This window comes from Streptomyces ardesiacus (assembly GCF_003112575.1).
GTDB lineage: Bacteria > Actinomycetota > Actinomycetes > Streptomycetales > Streptomycetaceae > Streptomyces > Streptomyces ardesiacus.
This window is the reverse complement of the sequence record NZ_BEWC01000009.1, coordinates 153,382-174,039: the sequence shown is the minus strand read 5'-3', so window position 1 is coordinate 174,039 and position 20,658 is coordinate 153,382. Positions and strand designations below refer to the sequence as shown.

Annotated in this window: 18 protein-coding genes; 3 read left to right on the top strand and 15 right to left on the bottom strand. The window is 72.2% G+C overall.

The genetic code is table 11. The features are described 5' to 3' along the window. The first annotated feature begins 62 nt into the window (after positions 1-62). Entirely contained in the window at positions 63-863 is an 801-nt protein-coding gene (locus Sdi02f_RS29500) for an SDR family NAD(P)-dependent oxidoreductase (RefSeq protein WP_031082032.1), read from the top strand. 66 nt (positions 864-929) lie between these two features. Here the strand turns inward: Sdi02f_RS29500 and Sdi02f_RS29495 are convergent, their stop codons facing one another. The 3 genes from Sdi02f_RS29495 to Sdi02f_RS29485 form a co-directional block, all read right to left on the bottom strand. After that, entirely contained in the window at positions 930-2,366 is a 1,437-nt protein-coding gene (locus tag Sdi02f_RS29495) for an FAD-dependent oxidoreductase (protein WP_108934325.1), read from the bottom strand. 214 nt (positions 2,367-2,580) lie between these two features. Continuing rightward, positions 2,581-3,336 (bottom strand): response regulator transcription factor, encoded by a 756-nt coding sequence (locus Sdi02f_RS29490; RefSeq protein WP_030402531.1) that lies wholly within the window; start codon positions 3,334-3,336, stop codon positions 2,581-2,583. A 175-nt stretch (positions 3,337-3,511) separates the two neighbouring features. Beyond that, positions 3,512-4,003, bottom strand: a complete 492-nt coding sequence (locus Sdi02f_RS29485; RefSeq protein ID WP_053637995.1) for a MarR family winged helix-turn-helix transcriptional regulator — start codon at positions 4,001-4,003, stop codon at positions 3,512-3,514. A gap of 135 nt (positions 4,004-4,138) precedes the next feature. On the opposite strand from Sdi02f_RS29485, the gene Sdi02f_RS29480 reads away from it, so the two are divergent. Both Sdi02f_RS29480 and Sdi02f_RS29475 read left to right on the top strand, forming a co-directional pair. After that, positions 4,139-5,587, top strand: a complete 1,449-nt coding sequence (locus tag Sdi02f_RS29480; RefSeq protein WP_055468979.1) for an MFS transporter — start codon at positions 4,139-4,141, stop codon at positions 5,585-5,587. Between the two features lie 117 nt (positions 5,588-5,704). Continuing rightward, complete coding sequence (locus tag Sdi02f_RS29475; protein ID WP_108934324.1) at positions 5,705-7,324, top strand: LLM class flavin-dependent oxidoreductase; 1,620 nt, start codon at positions 5,705-5,707, stop codon at positions 7,322-7,324. 10 nt (positions 7,325-7,334) lie between these two features. Here the strand turns inward: Sdi02f_RS29475 and Sdi02f_RS29470 are convergent, their stop codons facing one another. The 12 genes from Sdi02f_RS29470 to Sdi02f_RS29415 form a co-directional block, all read right to left on the bottom strand. After that, positions 7,335-8,165, bottom strand: a complete 831-nt coding sequence (locus Sdi02f_RS29470; protein ID WP_108934323.1) for a sulfurtransferase — start codon at positions 8,163-8,165, stop codon at positions 7,335-7,337. Continuing rightward, the gene (locus Sdi02f_RS29465; RefSeq protein WP_053664074.1) at positions 8,158-9,207 is read right to left on the bottom strand and encodes an LLM class flavin-dependent oxidoreductase; all 1,050 of its coding nucleotides are present in this window, start codon (positions 9,205-9,207) and stop codon (positions 8,158-8,160) included. Before Sdi02f_RS29465 ends, Sdi02f_RS29470 begins: the two co-directional genes overlap by 8 nt. Continuing rightward, entirely contained in the window at positions 9,198-10,859 is a 1,662-nt protein-coding gene (locus Sdi02f_RS29460) for a dipeptide ABC transporter ATP-binding protein (protein WP_245962251.1), read from the bottom strand. The genes Sdi02f_RS29465 and Sdi02f_RS29460 overlap by 10 nt, the downstream gene beginning before the upstream one ends. Before the next feature lie 137 nt (positions 10,860-10,996). Beyond that, positions 10,997-11,869, bottom strand: a complete 873-nt coding sequence (locus tag Sdi02f_RS29455) for an ABC transporter permease (RefSeq protein ID WP_030402538.1) — start codon at positions 11,867-11,869, stop codon at positions 10,997-10,999. Beyond that, the gene (locus tag Sdi02f_RS29450) at positions 11,866-12,825 is read right to left on the bottom strand and encodes an ABC transporter permease (RefSeq protein ID WP_078869506.1); all 960 of its coding nucleotides are present in this window, start codon (positions 12,823-12,825) and stop codon (positions 11,866-11,868) included. The genes Sdi02f_RS29455 and Sdi02f_RS29450 overlap by 4 nt, the downstream gene beginning before the upstream one ends. 12 nt (positions 12,826-12,837) lie before the next feature. Further along, positions 12,838-14,439, bottom strand: a complete 1,602-nt coding sequence (locus tag Sdi02f_RS29445; protein WP_108934322.1) for an ABC transporter substrate-binding protein — start codon at positions 14,437-14,439, stop codon at positions 12,838-12,840. Positions 14,440-14,525: 86 nt separating this feature from the next. Continuing rightward, positions 14,526-15,440 (bottom strand): LLM class flavin-dependent oxidoreductase, encoded by a 915-nt coding sequence (locus Sdi02f_RS29440; protein WP_108934321.1) that lies wholly within the window; start codon positions 15,438-15,440, stop codon positions 14,526-14,528. Positions 15,441-15,496: 56 nt separating this feature from the next. Continuing rightward, positions 15,497-16,468, bottom strand: coding sequence for a methyltransferase (locus Sdi02f_RS29435; RefSeq protein ID WP_245962248.1), 972 nt, complete (start codon positions 16,466-16,468; stop codon positions 15,497-15,499). Between the two features lie 209 nt (positions 16,469-16,677). Then, the gene (locus tag Sdi02f_RS29430; protein WP_031082057.1) at positions 16,678-17,130 is read right to left on the bottom strand and encodes a nuclear transport factor 2 family protein; all 453 of its coding nucleotides are present in this window, start codon (positions 17,128-17,130) and stop codon (positions 16,678-16,680) included. Continuing rightward, positions 17,127-18,617 (bottom strand): FAD-dependent monooxygenase, encoded by a 1,491-nt coding sequence (locus Sdi02f_RS29425; protein ID WP_108934319.1) that lies wholly within the window; start codon positions 18,615-18,617, stop codon positions 17,127-17,129. The genes Sdi02f_RS29430 and Sdi02f_RS29425 overlap by 4 nt, the downstream gene beginning before the upstream one ends. 5 nt (positions 18,618-18,622) lie before the next feature. After that, a complete protein-coding gene (locus Sdi02f_RS29420) occupies positions 18,623-19,312 on the bottom strand; it encodes an antibiotic biosynthesis monooxygenase family protein (RefSeq protein WP_108934318.1) in 690 nt (229 codons plus the stop codon). 11 nt (positions 19,313-19,323) lie between these two features. Next, positions 19,324-20,658, bottom strand: coding sequence for an FAD-dependent monooxygenase (locus Sdi02f_RS29415; RefSeq protein WP_108934317.1), 1,335 nt, complete (start codon positions 20,656-20,658; stop codon positions 19,324-19,326).

Below are 20,658 nucleotides of genomic sequence, written 5' to 3'. Positions count from 1 at the left end.
CCGTACGACCGTACAGCGCCGCCTCTGTGCACGTCCGCCCGGCTACGAAAGGCAGTTGACCGATGTCGAACGGAACGCAGTCCCTGGCCGGCAAGGTGGCCGTGGTCACCGGCGGCGCGGGAGGGATCGGCGTCGCGACGGTGGAGGCGCTCGCGGTCGCGGGGGCGCAGGTCGTCCTCGCGGACGTCGCGGACGACACGGCGAAGGCGGCCGCCGAGAAGCTGGCGGCGCAGGGGCTGTCGGTGGTCGGGCACGGCGTCGACATATCGTCCGAGGCGAGCGTCGAGCGGCTGGTGGACTTCGCCGTCGACACCTTCGGCGGCATCGACGTCCTGGACAACAACGCGGCGCTGACGTCCGCGATCCGGCAGGACCGGGACGTCGTGTCGATGTCGGTGGAGCTGTGGGACCAGGTCCTCGCGGTCAACCTTCGCGGACCGATGCTGCTGTGCAAGCACACGGTTCCCGTGATGATCGAGCGCGGCGGCGGGTCCGTCATCAACATCACCAGCGGACAGGGCCTGTCCGGTGACCGGGTGATGGTCGCCTACGGCAGCTCCAAGGGCGGGCTGATCGCGCTGACCCGGTTCGTGGCCGCCGCGTACGGCTCGGACGGCATCCGCTGCAACGCGGTCGCGCCTGGGCTGGTCCGCACGCCGGCGCTGGAGGCGGACATGCCGGTGCCGGTGCAGCAGATGTTCCAGAGCGCGAACCTGATCCCGCGCCTCGGTACTCCGCAGGACGTGAGCCAGTTGGTGGCGTTCCTCGCCTCCCCGGCCGCCTCGTTCATCACCGGGCAGGTGCTCTCGGTGGACGGCGGCTTCCTCGCCCACCTGCCGACGCTGTCGCCGCTGCCGCGCTGAGGGCCTGGGATGGTCTGCGTTCGGCCGGTGATGGCGGACCGCTCTGTCGCGGTCCGCCGGTTCCGGTCAGCCCGTCCAGGGGGCGAGGCCCGCCTCGATGACGGCGGCCCGCGGAGCACCCGCCCAGGCGTAGTAGCCGTCGGGTCGGACCAGGAGCGCCTCGTCGCCGCCGGTCAGGTGGGCGACGACCAGTCCGTTCCGGGCGAGCCCGCCGGCCTCCGTACCGGGCGGCAGGGCAAGCACGAAACGTCCCTCTCGCAGCACCTCGTACAGGCGTCCTCGGTCCAGCTCCAGGTCGGGGGCGCGGTGGCCGGTCAGGGGGTGCGCGCCTCTCGGGGCGGAGTAGGAGAAGCCGATGCCGGTGATCTCGCCGACGGCCTGCCGCGTCACCGGGCGTACGTGGGTGACCACCAGCTTGCGTACGGTGCGCAGGGCGATCTCCAGCGGGTTGTGGGCCATGGCGAGGCGCAGGTTGAGGCCGCTGCTGCGCAGGACCGCCTTGCCGATGGGGTGGCGTTCGGCGTGGTAGGTGTCCAGCAGGGCGTCGGCGGACCGGCCGTGGTGCACCGCCGCCAGCTTCCAGCCGAGGTTGGCGGCGTCCTGGAGGCCGGTGTTCATGCCCTGGCCGCCGGCCGGGGAGTGCTGATGGGCGGCGTCGCCGGCCAGCAGGACGCGGCCGACGCGGTAGTCCGGGACCTGGCGTTCGTCGCTGTGGAAGCGGGACAGCCAGCGCGGGTCGTGCATCCCGAAGTCGGAGCCGAAGGCCCGCTCGACGAGTTCGCGCAGCTCCTCGAACTCGACCGGGGCGTCGTCGGGTTGGCCCCGATGCGCGCGGTCCCAGCCGCCGACCCGCCAGTAGCCGTCACCGAAGGGGGCGATGAAACCGAACGCGCCGCCGGTGCCGTGGACCCGCACCACGAGGGGCGGCTCCTCGGTGAACCTCACGTCGGCGAGCGCGACCGACCGGATCACCACCTTGCCGGGAAAGGGCAGCCCGAGGGACTCCCGCACCGCGCTGCGCGCCCCGTCGGCGCCAACGAGATACCCGGTCCGTACGGTCGTGTCGCCCGCGTCCGTCCGCACCGACACGGTGACGCCGTCGCCGTCCTGCTCCAGACCGGCGACCTCCGTGCCGTACCGGATGACCGCGCCGTTCTCCAGGGCCCGGCGCAGCAGCAGCTTCTCCACCTCGTACTGCGGGGTGACCAGCAGGAAGGGGAACCGGGACGGCAGGCCGCCGATGTCGAACGGCACCGCCCCGAACAGCCGCAGCTCGCGGATGGTCTGACCGGTGAGGACGAGTTCGTCGGCGAGCCCCCGGGCGTCGAGGAGTTCGAGCGTCCGGGCGTGTACGCCGAAGGCGCGGGTCAGGTTGCTGATGCCCTTCGGGCGCTTCTCCAGTACGACGACGTCGACGCCGGCCGCCGCGAGGTCACCGGCGAGCAGCAGCCCGGTGGGGCCTGCGCCGGCGACAACGACCGGGGACTCGTGCGTGGGAGACATCCGCGACTCGCTTCCGTCGGGGGGAATCGGAGTCCGCCCCCTCCTGAAGGGGGTCGGAAAAACGCGGTGGTACCGGAATCCATTTCAGGACCGGCACCGCGCGAGTAATTTTCGGTCGGCCGCCTCGATCTATGCGGTCGCGGCGGAAAAGTCACGGCAAAATATCACGGCAAAAAGTCCGCAGGTAGCTCCGCGTATTGCCGTGAGCGGAAATTCAGGCGTGTCCGAGCCGGAATCCGACGCCGCGTACGGTGACGACCCAGCCGCTGTTGCCGAGCTTTCTGCGGAGGCTGCTGACGTGGGTGTCGACGGTCCGCCGGGACCAGGAGTCGCCCCACACCTGCTGGAGCAGGCGCTTGCGCGAGATGACCGTGTCGGGGTGGGAGGCGAGCAGGCACAGGAGGTCGAACTCCTTGCGGGTCAGGTCCACGCCGTGGCCGTCCACGCAGACCTCGCGGGAGTTCACGTCGATGTGCAGCGGGCCGTGGTCGATCGCCGGGCCCTGCCTGCTCTGGATGCGCACACGCCTCATGACCGCGTCGATGCGGGCCATCAACTCGCGGAAGCCGTACGGCTTGACCAGATAGTCGTCCGCGCCGGCCTGGAGCCCGAGGACCCTGTCCAGCTCCGAGCCGCGCGCGGTGACGACGATCAGCGGGACACCACTGACGGCGCGGATGGCCTTGCACACCTCGAGGCCGTCCAGGTCCGGCAGTTCGAGTTCCATCAGCACGAGGTCCACCCCCTCATGGGCGGCCAGGGCGACGCTGCCCCGATCCGCGGCGTCCACCTCGTGACCGTGCCGGCGCAGCGCCTCCTCCAGGGCACCGGCCGCGGAGGCGTCGCCCTCGACGAGCAGGATGCGCCAGCCCGCGGTGCCGGGTACCGCGACGGGTGCCGGACCCGGCGGGAGTTCCGCGTACTGGTTCGATATAAGGGGACCTCGCAAGAACTCCGACGTTTGCGTCATACTCTCTCCCCCGGTAAGACATGCTCTCCCGCGAAGTAAAACTCGTGCACGATTCTATGAAACCGGGGCCGCGCGTTCCAAGCCGTCGCAGTGAATTTACTGTTGCAGCAGTATGAAACTATTCTCGGTCACTCGGCGCACAAAATCGTCTTTACCAAGTTCGGCGGTGGGTTTCTCAGGCGCGTGACCGGTCGTCGGCGTCCAGCAGCCTGCGCAGCAGCGTCGTCAGCGTGTCCCGTTCCTCGGGGGTGAAGCAGCCGAGGAAGGAGTCCTGGGAGTCCTGGGCCACCTGCCACAGGCGGCGCTGCAACCGGGCCCCCTCGTCGGTCAGTTCGACCAGTTGCCGACGCCGGTCGGAGCGGTCGCGGCTGCGGCGCACCAGCCCGCGTTCCTCGATCGCGTCCAGGTAGCCGCCCAGGTGGCTGCGCTGGAAGCCCAGCCGGTCGGCCAGCACGTGCTGGGGCAGCGGGCCGAAGTCCGAGAGCGCGGTCAGGGTCGCGAAGTGCGGCAGCCGCAGCCCGTGCCGGCCCACCGCCTCCACGAGCGCGTCGTGGCCGATGCGCGCCACGTGCCCGGCGAGGTACGACGGGAGCGCCAGCAGGCTCGGCGGGCGAGGCGCGCCGCCCTGCGCCGTGGCGTCGGCAGCTGATTCAGGGGTTTCGCTCATGCGTTCACGATAGGGCAATGCACTGACTGGACGTAATGATGCCATCATGTAATCATTCCAGGACGACACTGACTCGGCGCTCGTTCCGTGCTCCGAAACAGCGGACCGCGGCGCCCGTCCCCGGAGGACCGCTCCATGACCGACATACCCGCCCCCGGCGCACAGCGGGGCACCGCCGCCCCGTTCGCCGCCCTGCTCCTGGCCGTCCTGTCCTTCTCCCTGATGCAGACGATGGTCGTACCCGCGCTGCCCGACCTCCAGCGCGAGTTCGACGCCTCAACGACGGCCGTCTCCTGGGTGCTCAGCGCGTTCCTGCTCACCGCGTCGGTGGCGACGGCCCTGCTGGGCCGGGTCGGCGACATGTTCGGCAAGCGCCGGGTGCTGATCGCCAGCCTCGCCGTCTTCGCCGCGGGCACCCTGCTCGCCGCCCTGTCCGACTCACTCGCCCTGCTGATCGCGGCGCGGGCGGTGCAGGGTGTCGGCTCGGCCGCCTTCCCCTTGGCGTTCGGCATCGTGCGCGACCAGTTCCCGCGCGAGCGGGTGCCGGTGGCGATCGGCCTGATCTCGTCCACGTTCGGCATCGGCTTCGGCGTCGGGCTCGTCATCCCCGGCCCGATCGTCGACGCCCTCGGCTGGCACTGGATCTTCTGGCTGGGGCTGGTCGTCATCCTGCTCGGCATCGCCGCGGTCACCGCGTTCATCCAGGAGTCCTCGGTCACCAGCCCCGGGCGCATCGACTGGGCCGGCGTGGTGCTGCTGAGCGCGGGGATCGTGGCACTGCTGCTCGCCATCAGCGAGGGCAAGTCGTGGGGCTGGACGTCCGGCGGGATCGTCGGCCTGTTCGTCGCCGCCGTCGTGCTGCTCGCGGTGTTCACGTACGCCGAGAGCAAGGTCCGCGAGCCCCTCATCGACCTCGAACTGCTGCGCCGACCCGCCGTACTGACCAGCCACATCACCGCGCTCATCATCGGGTTCGGCATGTACGGCGCGTTCACGCTGGTGCCGCTGCTCGCCCAGACCCCGCCCAAGGCCGGATACGGCTTCGACGCGTCCGTCACCGAGGCCGGACTGTTCATGGTGCCGATGGCCGTGACGATGCTGATCGCCAGCCCTCTCGCCGGGGGCATCGGCGCGGCCCTCGGCTGGAAGCTGCCGCTCGTGCTGGCCTGCCTGATCGGCGTCGTCGGCTTCGTGGTCTACGCGGGCGCGCACGACACCGAGTGGACCATGTACGTCGGCTCCGGGGTCCTCGGCATCGGTGTCGGCTTCGCCTTCGCCGCCCTCGCGAACCTCGTCGTCAGCGCGGTCGACCGCAGCCAGACCGGCGAGGCGACCGGCATCAACACGATCATGCGTACGATCGGCGGCTCCCTCGGCGCCCAGGTCGCCGCGTCGATCGTCGCCTCCGAGACGATCCCCGGCACCCGGGTGCCCGCCGAATCCGGTTACACCACCGCGTTCGTCATGTCGGCGATCGCCCTGGGCCTCGCGACGCTGGCCGCGCTGGCGGGGCCGGGCAAGTTGTGGGGCAGGGCTCCGGCGCCGCTGACTCCGGCCACGGAGCAGTCGCGGTCCGCGGCTTGAGGGGGCACACCCCCCGCTCCTCCGACCGGTTGCCACCCCTGCCCGCCCCCCGCCTGCCGGGAGACACCGGGCTCCCCCGCACCAACGCCGCGCCGATGAACGGGAGTTCGCGCACAGATGCCTGACTACGGACACGACCTCCTCTTCGGTGCCGTTCTGGTGCCGAGTGCTGGGCATGCCGATGACGCGGTGACGCTGGCCCGGGTCGCCGACCGGGCGGGACTGGATCTGGTGAGCGTGCCGGACCACCCTTACCGGCCGGAACTGCTGGACGCGTGGATGGCGCTCGCGGTGATCGCCGCGTCCACCACCCGCGTACGGGTCTTCCCCAACGTCGCGAACCTCCCGCTGCGCCCGCCCGCCGTGCTGGCCCGCACCGCCGCCGGCCTGGACCTGCTCAGCGGGGGCAGGGTCGAGCTGGGACTGGGTGCCGGATCGTACTGGGACGCCATCGCCGCCGACGGCGGACCGCGCCGCAGCCCGGGCGAGGCGGTGCGGGCGACCCGCGAGGCCATCGACGTCATCCGGGCGCTGTGGCGCGAGGGCCAGCAGGTCCGCCTGCCCGGCGAGCACTACGCGCTCGAGGGCGCCGCCGCGGGCCCCGCACCCGCGCACCCCATCGGAATCTGGGTCGGCGCCGTCGGCCCCCGCATGCTGAAGCTGACCGGCGCGACGGCGGACGGCTGGCTGCCGAGCGTTCCGCACGTACCGCCGCGCCGCCTCGCCGCGGGGCACCGGGTCGTCGACGAGGCGGCGGTCGCCGCGGGCCGCGTCCCCTCCGAGGTCCGCCGGCTGTACAACCTCTCACCGGGGCCGGGTGGTTTCCCACAAGGTCCGCTCGACGCCTGGCCCGAGCAACTCGCCGCGCTCGCCCTGGAACACGGCACCAGCGGCTTCCTGCTTCCCGCCCACCGGCCGGCCCTGCTGGAGGGGTTCGCGGCGGAAGTGGCACCGGCGACACGGGAACTGGTGACGGCGGAACGCAAGCGCGCGGCGGACGCGCCGAGATCGGCGGACGGCTCGGGCCCCGCACGTGCTCGGGGCGGCAGGGGGCGGCGTACGGGTGTGGCCGACGTCCCGGTCCCGGCCGCCTCCGGCCCGGACCGCCCCCGAGCCGCCTCCCCCGAGGAGCTGACCGTACGGCCCACCCCGCCCCCGGATGTCCGGCGGTCCGCCGAGCGGTTGTGGGACGAGTCGACGCGCCCGGTCGGGCCGCCCGCCGACCCGGAGCGGCGCTATCCGCGTCGCGAGCAGGAGCCGGCCCGCAATCTCGTCGCCGCGCACGACCAGCTCCGCGCCGACCTCGACCGGCTCCGGGAGGTGGTGCGCGAGGTGCTGGCCGACACCCTCGCCCCCGGGGAGGCGCGAGCGGAGATCCAGCGGCTGGGCCTGCGGCAGAACTCCTGGACGCTCGGTGCGTACTGCGCGTCGTACTGCCGGATCACCACCCTGCACCACACCCGTGAGGACGAGGACCTCTTTCCCTACCTGCGCCGTTCCGACCCCCGGCTCGGCGAGGTGCTGGACCGGCTCACCGAAGAACACCACGTCATCCAGGCACTGATCGAGCGCATCGACCGCGAACTGGTCGCCTTCGTCCGAGAGGAGGGCGGCGAGCAGGCACGAGACGCGTTGCAGGCGGCACTGGACCTGCTCACCGACGCGCTCCTGTCGCACCTCGCGTACGAGGAGCGGGAGTTGATCGAACCGATGGCAAGGTGGGGGACCGGCTGGTGAACGCCGGCCCCTACCCGGGCTCCACGCCCGTCGCCACCGGCCGGGACAGGTCCGCGGACCAGGCGGACCAGGAGCCCGGGTAAAGGGCCGTGCCGCTGATGCCGGCGTGCTCGAGGGCGAGCAGGTCGTGGCAGGCGGTGACTCCGCTGCCGCAGTAGACGATGACGTCGCTGTCTCCGTCGACCCCCAATGCCCGGTAGCGCACACGCAGTTCAGCGGGTGACCGGAACGTTCCGTCCGGCCTGAGGTTCCCGCTCCAGGGGGCACTGCGGGCGCCTGGAATGTGGCCGGAACGGATGTCCGTCGGAAGGACGTTCGCACCGGAGTACCGTTCGGCGGCACGGGCGTCAAGGACGATCGCGTCGCCCGACGCGACCTGATCGGCGCTCCGCAGCGCTTCCCGGGGCCACTTCACCGGCGTCATCCGCGCCTCGGGCAGTACGACGGCGCCGGTCTCGGTGTCACCGGCCCAGCCGGTCAGCCCGCCGTCGAGCAGTGCGGCGGACCGTCCGGTGCGGCGCAGCAACCACACCAGCCGGGCGGCGTACGGGCCGCCGTCGGCGTCGTACGCCACCACGGTTGTACCGTCCCCGATGCCGAGGGCACCCAGCGCTCGTGCGAACGCGGCCGGTTCGGGCAGGGGGTGCCGTCCGCCGGTCTCGTCGGGCGGGGCGGACAGCACCGTGTCGACGTCGACCCAGACCGCGCCCGGCAGGTGGCCGGTGAGGTAGGCGTCGTAGCCGCTGCGGCCGTCCAGGAACCAGCGGACGTCGGCGAGGACCAGGGTGTCGCGGTGGTCGCTCACCCATCCGGCGTCGACCACGGGCGGCAGTTCAGGCACCGGTCACCGCCTCGGAGCCGAGCCCGGCGACCTGCGGAAGGACCTCGGCGGCGGTCAGTTCGGTGGCCGCCTGGACCTCCCCGTACGGGATGCCGCCGACGTCGATGGCGAGGAGGTGCAGGTCGTGGCCCCACAACTCGTGCAGGCGACCCAGTTTGTCGACGACCTCGGCGGGGCTGCCGCAGATCGCGGGCCCGTTGTCGCCGATGTACGTGCCGAAGTCCGGCGGGGTCGTGAAATGCGTGGTGCCCGGCTTCTTCACGGTCAGGTAGTTGTTCATGTAGGAGGCCCACACGGAGCGCGCCCGTTGGGAGGACTCGGCGACGAAGACGTGACTGGCGGCGCCGAGCCTGCCGGGCGGGTCGGTGCGCCCGCTCTCCTGCCACAGGGTGCGGTAGGCGTCGAAGACCGGAACGAACGTGCGGGGTTCACGCGCGGTGGTCCCGACGACCAGCGGCAGCCCGTGTTCCACCGCGAGTTGCACCGACTCCGACCCGACACCGCCGCTGATCCACAGTGGCGGCTTCGGCTGCGACGGCCGCGGTTGTACGGTGACTTCGTCCAGCGGCGGCCTGAACTCGCCCTGCCAGGTGACACGCTCCTCGGTCCACAACCGGATCAGCAGCTCTGTGTTCTCCCGTTTGCGCGCCGCCTTCGACTCGAGGGACTGGCCGAACACCGCGTACGGCTCGGGGAAGAAGGAGCCGCCCGCGATGAGTTCGAGTCGGCCGTCGGACAACAGGTCCACGAGAGCGTAGTCCTCGGCGACGAGGACAGGGTCGCGGTTGGCGACGAGGGTGGTCCCCGTCGCCAGCCTGATCGTCGACGTGTGCTCCGCGATCGCGGCCAGCACCGGCGGGGGTGAGGAGATGACGTCCCGCTCGCCGAAGTGGTGCTCGCCGACGGTGTACCAGGCGAACCCGGCGTCCTCCGCCTCCGCCGCCGCGCGCACCACGTCCCGCAGCCGCTGCCGCTGGGTGAGGGTCTTGCCGGTGAGCGGGTCGGGCAGAAGACTGCCGAACGTGATGAGCCCTATCTGCATGGAGTGTCCTCCGTCGTGCTGCGGCCGGGCACGGCGGCCAGCAGCTGTTGGGTATAGGGGTGTTGCGGCGCCCGCAGCAGCTCCGCCGCCGGCCCGCTCTCGACGATCCGGCCGCCGCGCATGACCGCGATCCGGTCACTGACCTGCGCGACGACAGCCAGATCGTGGGAGATGAACAGATAACTCAGCCCATGCCGCTCCTGAAGCCCAACGAGCAGCTCCAGGATCCGGGCCTGAACGCTGACGTCGAGCGCGGACACCGGCTCGTCGCACACCAGCACTTCCGGACCGAGTGCCAAGGCTCGCGCGATGGCGACCCGTTGCCGCTGCCCGCCGGACAACTCGGCCGCCTTGCGCCGCTCCACCCCGGCCGGCAGTGCCACATCGTCGAGCAGCCGCCGCACCTCCCCGCCCCACTCCGCCCTGCTCCCGATCCCGTGATTGCGCAACGGCTCGGTCAGCAGCTCCCCGACCGTGAAACGGGGGTTCAGCGAGGCGTACGGATTTTGATAAACGAGCTGGATACGACGGTGGAGGGCCCGCCGCGCGGCTCCCCGCACGGTGGTGACGTCGACGCCGTCCAGGAGCACCGTGCCGCTGTCGACCCGCTCCAGCCCGAGAATCATCCGAGCGGTCGTCGACTTCCCCGACCCCGACTCCCCCACCACCCCGAGGGTCTCCCCCCTGCCCAGCTCGAACCCGACCCCGTCGACGGCGGTGCGTGTACGGCGCCTTGACAGCACCGGCCCCCGGACGGGGAAGGCCCGGGTGAGACCGGTGACCCTCAACAGAGGTGCCGCATCCGCCGACGCGGGACCGGGCACCGTCACCGGGGCGGAGCCCGCCGTGCCGGGACGGCCACGTGGGGGCCGGGCCGCGAGGGTCGGCGCGTCCGCCAGCAGCTCGCGTGTGTACGGGTGTCGGGGGTCCGCGAGTACCCGCCCCGCGGGCCCCGCCTCAACCACCCGCCCCTGGGACATGACCACCACGTGCTGCGCCCGGTCGGCGACCACCGCGAGGTCGTGGGTGACCAGGAGCATGGCGGTGCCCGTGGTGGTGACGACTTCCTGAAGGTGGTCGAGAAGTTGGCGTTGGACCGTGACGTCGAGGGCCGAGGTGGGTTCGTCGGCGACGAGGAGGCGGGGGCGGGCGGCGGTGGCGATGGCGATGAGCACGCGTTGGCGCATGCCACCGGAGAGTTCGTGGGGGTACTGGCTTGCACGTTGGTCCGGGTCGGGCAGTCCGGCTTCGGCGAGGAGGCCGACGGCTCGGGCGGGGGCGTCCCTGCGGGTGGCCAGGCCGTGTACCCGGAGCACCTCGGCGACCTGCGCGCCGACCGGCTTGACGGGGTCGAGGCTGACGCCGGGGTCCTGCGGGATCAAACCGATGCGCCGGCCCCGCACCTCCCGCCACGCCCGCTCCCCGAGCCCGGTCAGCTCCTCGCCCTGGAGGCGGACGGAACCGCCCAGTACCACGCCCCCGGCCGGCAACAGCCCGACCAGCGCATGAGCGGTACTGCTCTTCCCCGACCCGGACTCCCCCACCACGGCGGTGATCTCCCCGGCCGCCACTTTCAGATCGAGCCCGTCCACGGCGAGGCGCGTACCTCTCGCGGCGCGGTACCCGATCCGCAGCCCTCGAACGTCCAGCAGCGGTTCCCCGCCCGACTCCTCAGGGGGAACCGCGGCGCGGGCACCGGGGCTCCCGGCCGCGCCGTCGCCGTACCCGGTCGCCACACGGGAGCCCCGGACCCCCGCCGACTCGTGATCACGCACCGGCTCCACCGGATTCACCGATGCCCCCCTTCCGCTTCGAACACCCGTGACAGCCGGTTCGCCGCGAGGACGACGACCGCGACCGTGAGACTGGGCAGAGTGGTCAGCCACCAGGCCGTCGCGAGGTAGTTGCGGCCGTCGGCGACGAGGGAGCCCCATTCGGGGGCCGGTGGCGGTTCGCCGTAGCCGAGGAAGCCCAGGCTGGAGACCGCGAGGACGACGAGGCCGAAGTCGAGTGCGGCCAGGGCCAGCACGGGACCGAAGGCGGACGGAAGGATGTAGCGGGGCAGGATGCGCCACCATCGCGCCCCGCAGAGGATCGCGGCCTCGACATACGGTGCGGCCCGCACCCGCAGCACCTCCGCCCGCATGACTCGGGTGAACGCGGCGACGCTGGTCGCCCCGATGGCGACGGCGATCTGGCCGGTGCCCACGCCGAGCGCGGTGACGAGGGTGAGCGAGAGCAGGAGCGGTGGAACGGACATCGTGACCTCGACGGCCCGCATGATGACCGCGTCCGCCCAGCTGCCGAAGAACCCGGCTACGAGCCCGAGGATCACCCCGCCGCCCAGGGCGATGAGGATGGCCAGGGCGGTGGCGCGGAGCGACAGGGCCGCGCCGTGGACCACTCGGGCGTAGATGTCGCGGCCCATGTGATCCGTTCCGAAGAAGTGATGGGAACTCGGCGGTTGAAAGCGGTCCGCCGGCAGGCCGGTGAGGGGGCTGCGGGAGCTGAACCAGTCCGGTACGAGGGCCCAGCCGAGGACCAGCACGAGGACGAGGACGGACAACGTGACGCCGGGTGAGCGGAGGGGGACCCGGAACACGCGGTGAAGCCGTGCGGGCTCCTCGGCCGGCTCGACGGGCAGTGGACTCGGCGTCGTCATGTGGTCACCAGCCGTCCCGTGGCGCGGATGCGGGGGTCGAGCACCGGGTACAGCAGGTCGATCAGCAGGTTGACCACCGCGAAGGCCAGAGCGGCGACCACCACCACCCCTTGTACGACCGGCAGGTCCTGCGCGGAGACGGCGGACTGGGTGATGCGGCCCATGCCGGGCCGTGAGAAGACCGTCTCGACGACGACCGCGCCGCCGATCAGCGAGCCGACGAGCATCCCGGCGACGGTCGCGGCCGGGATGGCCGCGTTGCGCAGTCCATGGCCGAACAGGAGCCGAACCCGGCCCGCTCCGGTGGCCCGGACGGTGTCGGCGTACGGCTCCTGGAGTGTCGTGTGGAGGGATTTGCCGAGGACCTGGGCGACGAGTGCGGCTCCCGGGATCGCCATGGTGCAGGCCGGCAGGATCACGCTGTCGAAACCGCTGTCGCCGAGGGAGGGGAAGAGGTGCCAGCGGAAGGAGAGGAACTGGATCAGGACGAGCCCCACCCAGAAGGAGGGCAGGGACACCGCGACCGACGGCAGTGAGCGAAGGAGCTGCCGCAGCAGAGGGCTCGCCGTGAGGTTCGCGGCGACCCCGAGCAGCGTGCCCAGCATCAGCGCGAGCAGCAGTGCGAGGGTGCCGACCTGGAAGGTCGGCAAGAGCGCGTCGGCGATCATGCGGGAGACCGGCTGCCCGGTCTGGAGGGACGCGCCGAGGTCGCCGTGGAGCGCGTCGGCGAGCGCGGAGCCGTACTGGACGATCAGCGGCCGGTCGAGGCCGAGTTCCGTGCGCGCTTGGGCGACCTGCTGCGCTGTCAGTTCGGCGAAGCCGCCGCGTCCGCTGAGCATGAGCGCGACCGGGTCGCCGGGCAGCAGCCGCAGCGCGACGAAGGTGAGGGTGAACGCGGCCCAGACGACGAACACCGCGCGCAGTGTCCGGGTGGCCGCGTACAGGGCCGTGTGCACAGTCGGCCTCCCTCAGCCCAGCCAGGTGTCGTACAGGTCGAACCGGTTGGAGGCGTCGAGCGTGAAGCCCTTGACCTTGTCGGAGACGCCGTGGACCTGAGCGCCCTCGTACAGCGGGACGGTGTCCGCGTGGTCGAGGATCCAGCGGACCGCGTCGGACACGGCCCTCTGGCGTGTCTTCGGGTCGGTCGCTGCGACCTCCTGCTCCAGGTAGGTGTCGAGTCTGCTCGGCGGCAGGTGCCAGAGGTTGGCGCTCTTGGTGTAGAAGATGTTGCGCAGGACGTCCGGGTCGGCGCGGGTGACACCGACGGCGGTGAGGTCGAAGTTGCCCTTCTGCTGTTGCTCGACGTAGACGGCGGGGGCGACGGCTTTCAGTTTCACGTCGACGCCGATCTTGCGGAGCTGCTGCTGCACGGCCTCGTTCGCGGGCGGCATCGGCGCGGGGATCAGCCAGGTGAGGGCGAGCGGCTTGCCGTCCTTCTCGCGGATGCCGTCCTTGCCCTCCCGCCAGCCCGCGCTGTCCAGCAGGGCTTCGGCGCCCTGCGGGTCGTAGCGGAGTCTGTCGGAGAAGTCCTCGTAGTACGGCGTCGTCGAGGACAGCACGCTCGTGGCGGGCTTGTACGAGTCGCTGAACACCGAGTCGACGAGCCCCTGCCGGTCGATGCCCTTGACGAGCGCCTCGCGGACCTTCCGGTCGGCGAGGATCCCCCGGTGGTTGAGGGAGAGCGGCGGTACAATCCCGGGTCCCGGCGCCGACAGGACGCGGAAGCCGTTGCCCTTGAACTGGGCCTCGTCCGTGGGTTGGAGGGCCTTGGCCAAGTCGACCTGGCCGGAGGAGAGGGCGCCGGTGCGGGCGCCGGCCTCCGGGATGAAGGTGAACTTCACCTCGTCGAGGCGGGCCGCGCCCTTGTGCGTGGCGAGGGACGACGGCCAGGCGTAGTCCGCCCGCTTCTTGAGTACGGCTTCCTGGTTGGTGGTGTAGTGGTCCAGGACGTACGGACCCGAGCCGATGAACTTGCCCCGGCAGCGGTCGGCGGCCGAGGCCGTGAACGACGCGGGCGACAGGATCCCCAGGCCGACGGTCGATGTCGCCTGGAGGAACTGGGCGTTGGCCGTCGCGAACGTGACGGTGAAGGTGTGCGCGTCGGTGACGGTCGTGCCCCGGTAGCCGATCAGATAGCTGGGGGCGCCGTTCGCGGGCAGCTTCACCAGGTTGTCGAACGTGGCCTTCACCGCCGCCGCGTCGACGGGCTTGCCGTCGCTGAAGGTGACGCCGTCACGCAGCACGAACGTGAACGCGCTGCCGTCCGCGCTGGTCGTGAACGACTTCGCCAGCCACGGCACGATCTTGCCGGATTCGGGGTCCTGGGCGGTGAGCGAGTCGACCACGGACCGGGTCACGTCGATCGCGCTGATCTGCCCGGTCTGCTGCGGGTCCAGGCACCCCGGGTCGGCCTCGGCCCCGACCAGCAGCGTGCCCCCGTCGCGCGGCGCTTTGCCGGTCCCGCCCGCGTCCTGCCCGCCGCCCGAACACGCGGCGACGGGCAGGACGACCGCGAGCAGCGCGCCCGCGCGACGGAGCCGACGGCGCGGACGGATGGTTCTGGTGGGCATCTCAGGACCTTTCTGGACGGAACACGGGTCTCGAAGAACTGCGGGGGACGGGAGGGCGGGTGGGACGGCGGACGCGGTCGCGGTCGTCAGCCCTTGGCCACCGCCTCCCGCACGGCCGGCACGATCTCCTCGGCCCACCGGCCGAGGCCGACCTGCCCCGAGGGGTCACCGGACGCGAAGTACACGAACCCGGACGCGCCGTGTTCGAGGACGGCCTCGGTCAGTTCGGTGATCCACTGGTCGACGGAGCCGCCCAGCCACCGCCCGGACGAGTCGCGCGGGGCGTTGACGGGGGCGTCGGTGATGCGGGCCGGCAGGTTGAAGACGGTCGCGATGTCCGCGGGGTCACGGCCGACGGAGCGCGCCGCTTCCTCGACCAGCGGCCGTGAGCCGCGGTACCGCTCGCTGTGCCAGTCCGCCGCGTTGCCGGGGATCCACCCGTCGGCCGAACGGCCGGTGACGGCGAGGGACTTGGGCCCGACCGATCCCGTCCAGACGGGCGGCGCGGGCACCGGCGCCGGGTCCAGTCCGACGACCTGGGTGAACTCGCCGTCCAGGGTGACCGGGGCCGGGCCGCCGGACAGCGCCCGCACCAGGCCGATGGCCTCCTCCAGGGCGCGTACGGCGGCCGCGGGGTCGAGCCGGGTGACCCCGAATCGGGCGATGTCGTCCCAGTAGCCGCCCGCGCCGATGCCGAGGACGACCCGGCCCCCGGAGAGCGCGGACAGCGTCGACAGGGTGCGGGCCAGCAGCGGCACCGGCCGGGTCGGCAGGTTGGTGACGGTCGTGACGCCGGTGATGGTCCGGGTCCGGCCGAGCAGCAGACCGAGCGCGCCGTACGCCTCCAGTCGGTCGCCGTAGTACGGGTGGTCGGACAAGGCGAAGAAGTCGAGCCCCGCCCGGTCGGCGTACTCGACCCGGCGTACGACCTCCGGCGCGTCGTCGACGGCGACCCCCGGTCCGATCCCGAACCACAGTTTGCGTACGAGCCGTTCTGTCATCTGCTTCTTTCCCTCGGTACGGATGTCAGTGGGCCTTGCGGGAGACGCACCCCGTGTCAGACCCGCACGGCCTCGACCACGCTGCAGTGCCCGCCCGGCACGACCCGCGTCAGCTTGAGCCCCGAGTCCGCCAGCAGCGCCTCGAACTCGTCGGCCGTCCGCTGCCGTCCCCCGGCGACGACCAGCATGTCGAGATCCATCAGGGAGACCGTCGGCGACGGCCGGGGCCGGTCCGGCAGCACGGCCTCGACCAGCAGCACGTGCCCCCCGTCGGGCAGCGCGGCACGCGCGTTGGTGAGAATGCGCCGGGACTGCTCGTCGTCCCAGTCGTGGATGATGTTGGACAGGATCACGGCGTCACCGCCGCCCGGCACGGACTCGAAGAAGTCCCCGGCGACCAGCTCCGCACGGTCGGCCACCCCGGCGTCCCGCAGCGGCTGTCCGGCCGAGGCGATGACCTCGGGCCGGTCGTACAGAATCCCCCGCGTCCCGGGCGCGGAGGCGAGGACGGCGGCCAGCAGCGCGCCCCGCCCGCCGCCCGCGTCGACGATCGTCGAGAACCGTCCGAAGTCGTACGCGGCGACGACCGGGGCGATGATCTGCCGAGACGCCTCGGTCATGGCCCGGTCGAAGACGCCGAGCACGTCGGGGTGGTCGTGCAGGTAGTCCCAGACGGGCTTGCCGAACACCTCGGGGAAGGCGGTGTGCCCGGTGCGTACGGCGTCGGCGAGGCCGGCCCAGGCGTGCCGTTCGGCGGGCAGCCCGGTCCAGATCGCGAAGTTGCGCAGACTGACGGGGCTGTCGGCGCGCAACGCGTCTCCCAGCACGGTCAGTTCGAAGACCCGGCCGTCGTGTTCGGTGAACAGCCCGATGTCGGCGCCGGCCCGCAGCAGCCGGTAGAGGCTGGGCGCGTGGGTGTCGGTCGCGCCGGCGAGTTCGGCGAGCGGCCGGGGGCCGTCGGCGAGCGCGTCGGCGACGCCGAGTTCGGCGGTCGCGCTGACCGCCTGGGCGAGCCATCCTGCGGTCACGAGCTTCAACACCTGTGCGTGCAAGGGAAGTTGATCGGAGCCTGGGGGCATGGCGGAGCTTCCTCCTTGGCGGCGGGGTTGGCCGGTGGGGGTGGGACCGGGACACGCCGACAGGCCCATCTGAAGTGTGTCGACGCCGGTCGGGCGGTACAAGCCGTGCTGATGTCAGGTCTTTGCGCGGTACGTCAGATCTCTGCAAAGCCGCCGGGTCAGTGCCCCGGAGCGCCCTGCGGGCCCTGCCCTTGGTGCCACACCAGGTCGAAGACGAACCGGTCGATGCGCCAGCCGTCGGCGGTCCGCACCGCACCGGCCTCGTAGTGCCCGCCGATGGCGAAGTGGACGCCGGGCTCGGCGGCCTTGCGCACGTGCACGGCGGTCAGGTGCGCGCGGATCGTGGCCCGGTCGCCTTCGAGGTCGATGGAGTAGTTGGACGCGGTGTGGTGGGTGCGCTCGAAGGTCGTACGGGCCATCTCCTGAAACTCGGTGAGGCCGGCGGTCCCCTTGTACTCGCCCATGGGGAAGGTGAGGTGGACGTCGTCGGTGAAGATTTCACCGAACCAGTCGTCGCGGTGCCGGTCGCGGTCGAGGTGGGTGACGTAGCGGTCGGCGAGGGCGGTGAGGTCGGCCCTGTCCCGCAGGTCGGCGAGGGTCTCTTCACTCATGCCGGTACTGCCTCTCGATCGGTGACGGGTCCGAACCAGCGGTGCAGGGCGTCGGTGAGCCCCTCGCCGCCGGGCGCCGCCGACACCCACGCGGCGTGCCCGTCGGGGCGGATCAACAGAGCGTGCAGACCGGCCAGTTCGTCGTGCGGGTCGTCGGCCGGTTTGGCGGTCGTGACGGTCACCCGGTCGTGCCAGGGGGCGGCGGCCGTGCGGATCTCCGGGTCGTCGGCGAGGTCGAGCAGGACCCCGCGCGCGGGGTGCAGCAGTCGGGCGGTGCTGGTCTCCCCGGCGGGCCCGGTCAGGGCGCGGGGTGCGACGCGCCCGCCGGTCAGCGGGTGACTGCCGCCGAGGTCGTACCGGACGTCGATACCGCTCACCGCGCCGGCGAGATGGCGTTTGACGTCGTCGTACGCGATGAGTTCGGCGAACAGTGCGCGCAGCGGGTCGGACTCCCGGCCGCCGAGGAAGACCGCGCCCTGGGCACGGGTGTTCAGCAGCACGCGCGCGCCGACCGGATGGCGTTCGGCGTGATAGGTGTCGAGGAGGCCGGGGTGGGCGCGCCCGGTGACCTCGGCGGCGAGCTTCCAGCCCAGGTTGACCGCGTCCAGGATGCCGGTGCTCATGCCCTGGCCGCCGGCCGGAAGGTGGATGTGGGCGGCGTCCCCGGCGAGCAGGACCCGGCCCGCGCGGTAGGTGGCCGCCTGCCGGGTGGCGTCGGTGAAGGAGCTGACCCACTCGGTGCCGGCGTCGGCGATGTCCTCGCCGGTGAGCCGTCGCCAGGTGTCCGCGACCTCGGCGAACGTGACGGGCGCGGCGTCCTCGCGGGGCGGGGTGCCGTCCGGACAGACGATGATGCGGTCGACCTCGTCGGTCAGGGGCGCCGCCATCACCATGCCGTCTTCCAGCCGTTCCCCGAGCGGCCGGGGCCGCAGCCTGCGACCCACCACGTCCGCGAGGTACATGACACGGGCGGCCGGGGTGCCGGGGAAGGCGATCCCGGCGGCCTCCCGCACGGGGCTGTGGCCGCCGTCGGCGCCCACAAGGTAGGCGGCGCGCAGCCGCCCCGGCCCTTCGGGGGTACGTACGGTGATCTCCACCACCGAGTCACCGGCTTCGAGCCCGGTGAACTCCCACCCCCGGTGGACGACCGCGCCGAGTTCGACCGCCCACTCCTCCAGCACCGCCTCGGTGCGCGACTGCGGTATCCCCCGGGCCCCGAAGTGGGCGCCCGGCAGGACGGTGTAGTCGAACCGCACCCCGCCGAAGTGGCCGACGGGGCTGATCTCCGGACTTCCGAAACGAGGCAGCAACCCCCGCTGGTCGAACGCCTCCATGGCGCGGGCGGTGAACCCCAGCCCCCGGGACTGCCCGGTGGGCTCGGCGAGCCGCTCCACGACCGTCACGCGCGCGCCGCCCAGGCGCAGTTCACCGGCGAGCGTCAGCCCGGTCGGCCCCGCGCCGACGACGATGACGTCGGTGTCGGCCATGCCGGTCAGTCCTTCGCCGGCAGAGCCGACCGGGAGTGTGTCACCCGGTAGGTGTTGGCCTGCCGCCCGGTGACGAGGGACCGCGCCCGCTCCCGTCCCCGGCGGATGTCGGCCGGCCGCTGCTCCTCGGGAAGGGTGTGGAACGCGTCGTACGCCTCCTTGCTGTCCCACTGGGCGTAGTTGACGACGTAGGTGCCGTCCACGCCCCGGAAGTAGCTGTGCGAGCGGTAGCCGGGCACGGTCGTGATCCACTCGTCCGGTTGTGCGAGGGTCTCCAGGAGGTCCTTCTGGTCCTCGGGGCGCGTGTCGAAGACGATCACGACGGTGTGGTCGTCGCGTTCCGGCGAGATCTCGATGCCCCGCTCCAGCGCGGGGTGGTGCTGGGTGAAGGCCAGTTCGGTCTTCAGCAGGCGTACGGTCCGGGCGAGTTTGTGGAACAGCGGCACGGTCTTCTGCCGGAACTTCTGTCCCTCGTACCGGGCCTGGAGGTCGGCGGCGCTGCGCCACTGGATGTAGTTGACGGTTCCCGGCTCGTCCACGCCCGAGTGCAGCGTCGAGGAGATCCAGCCGGGGTAGTCGGCGTGGTCGATGATGTCGCGCATGGCGTCGAGCACGTCGTCCTGGAGGGGCCGGGTGTCCGTCTCGAAGAGGTTGAAGACGGTCAGGTAGCCGTCGTCGGGCGAGATCAGGGGCATGGCGGGTTTCCTTACGTGGTGGGTGGGCCGAACCAGCGGGCGAGCACTTCTTGCGGCGGCGGGTCGGACGGATCCGCCCAGACGACATGCCCGTCGGGCCGTACGAGGGTCCAGTGCTCGGCGGGGGCACAGGGGATGCCGCCGCTCGGGATCGCGGTGGGGCCGAGGAGCAGCCCCCGGCCGGCCCGCAGGAGTTCGGTGCTGTGCGGCAGGCGGGCGCCGACGCCGTCGTAGTGGACGTCGAGGCCGCCGATCGCCGCGGCGAGGTGGGCGCGGACGGTTTCGTGGCCGACGAGTTCGGTGAGCAGGGCGCGAACGGGTTCCACCCCGGGGCCGCCGAACAGCAGCAGCGCCTGCGCCTCGATGGTGGAGAGGGTGCGGGCGCCGACCGGGTGGCGTTCGGCGTGGTAGGTGCCGAGGAGGCCGGGGTGGGCGCGTCCGGTGACCTCGGCGGCGAGTTTCCAGCCCAGGTTGAAGGCGTCGTGCAGGCCCAGGTTGAGGGCTTGGCCGCCGATGGGCGGCTGGCGGTGCGCGGCATCGCCGGCGAACAGGACGCGGCCGTGCTGGTAGTGGGTGAGCTGGCGGGTCGTGTCGTCGAACGCGTTCACCCACAGCGGGGTGCCGTCGCCGACGTCCTCGCCGGTGACCCGCTTCCAGGCGCGCGCGATCTCGTCGTAGGCGGGCGGCCCGGTCCGTGCGGGCACCGGCGCGCCGTGCTCGTGCACCATCACCCGCGTGACCCCGTCGGCCCGGCGCGCGGCGACGGCCAGCCCGTCCGGCAGCCGTTCGAAGCGCCGGTCGGGGACCTCGATCCCGGCGACGTCGGCCCGCAGCAGTTCGCGCCGCGCGTCGTGGCCGGGGAAGTCCGCGCCGAGAAGGCGGCGTACGGTGCTGTCCTCGCCGTCGCAGGCGACGAGCCAGGCGGCGCGTACGACGTGGTCGTCGGTCCCGGCCTCGACGTACGCGCCCGTGTCGGTGACCGCCCGCACCTCCTGGCCGCGCCGCACGTCGGCGCCGAGCCCGGCTGCCCAGCGCGCGAGCAGCCGTTCGGTGTCGAACTGGGGCACCTTCCACAGCCCCGGCCGGCTGCCGGGCAGTGTCAGGTCGACCGGGATCCCGGCGAAGTGCCCGCGCGAGTCGCTCGCCGGGCTGTCTGCCCCGTCCCACAGCCCCCGGCTGTCGAGGATCTCCATCGTGCGGGCGTGAAGGGTCGAGGCCCGCGACTCGGTGGTGGGCTCTTCGAGCCGCTCGAGTACGACGACGTCGGCGCCGCCGAGGCGCAGTTCCCCGGCGAGCAGCAGCCCGACGGGTCCTGCGCCGACGACCACGACCTGTGTGTCGAGCAC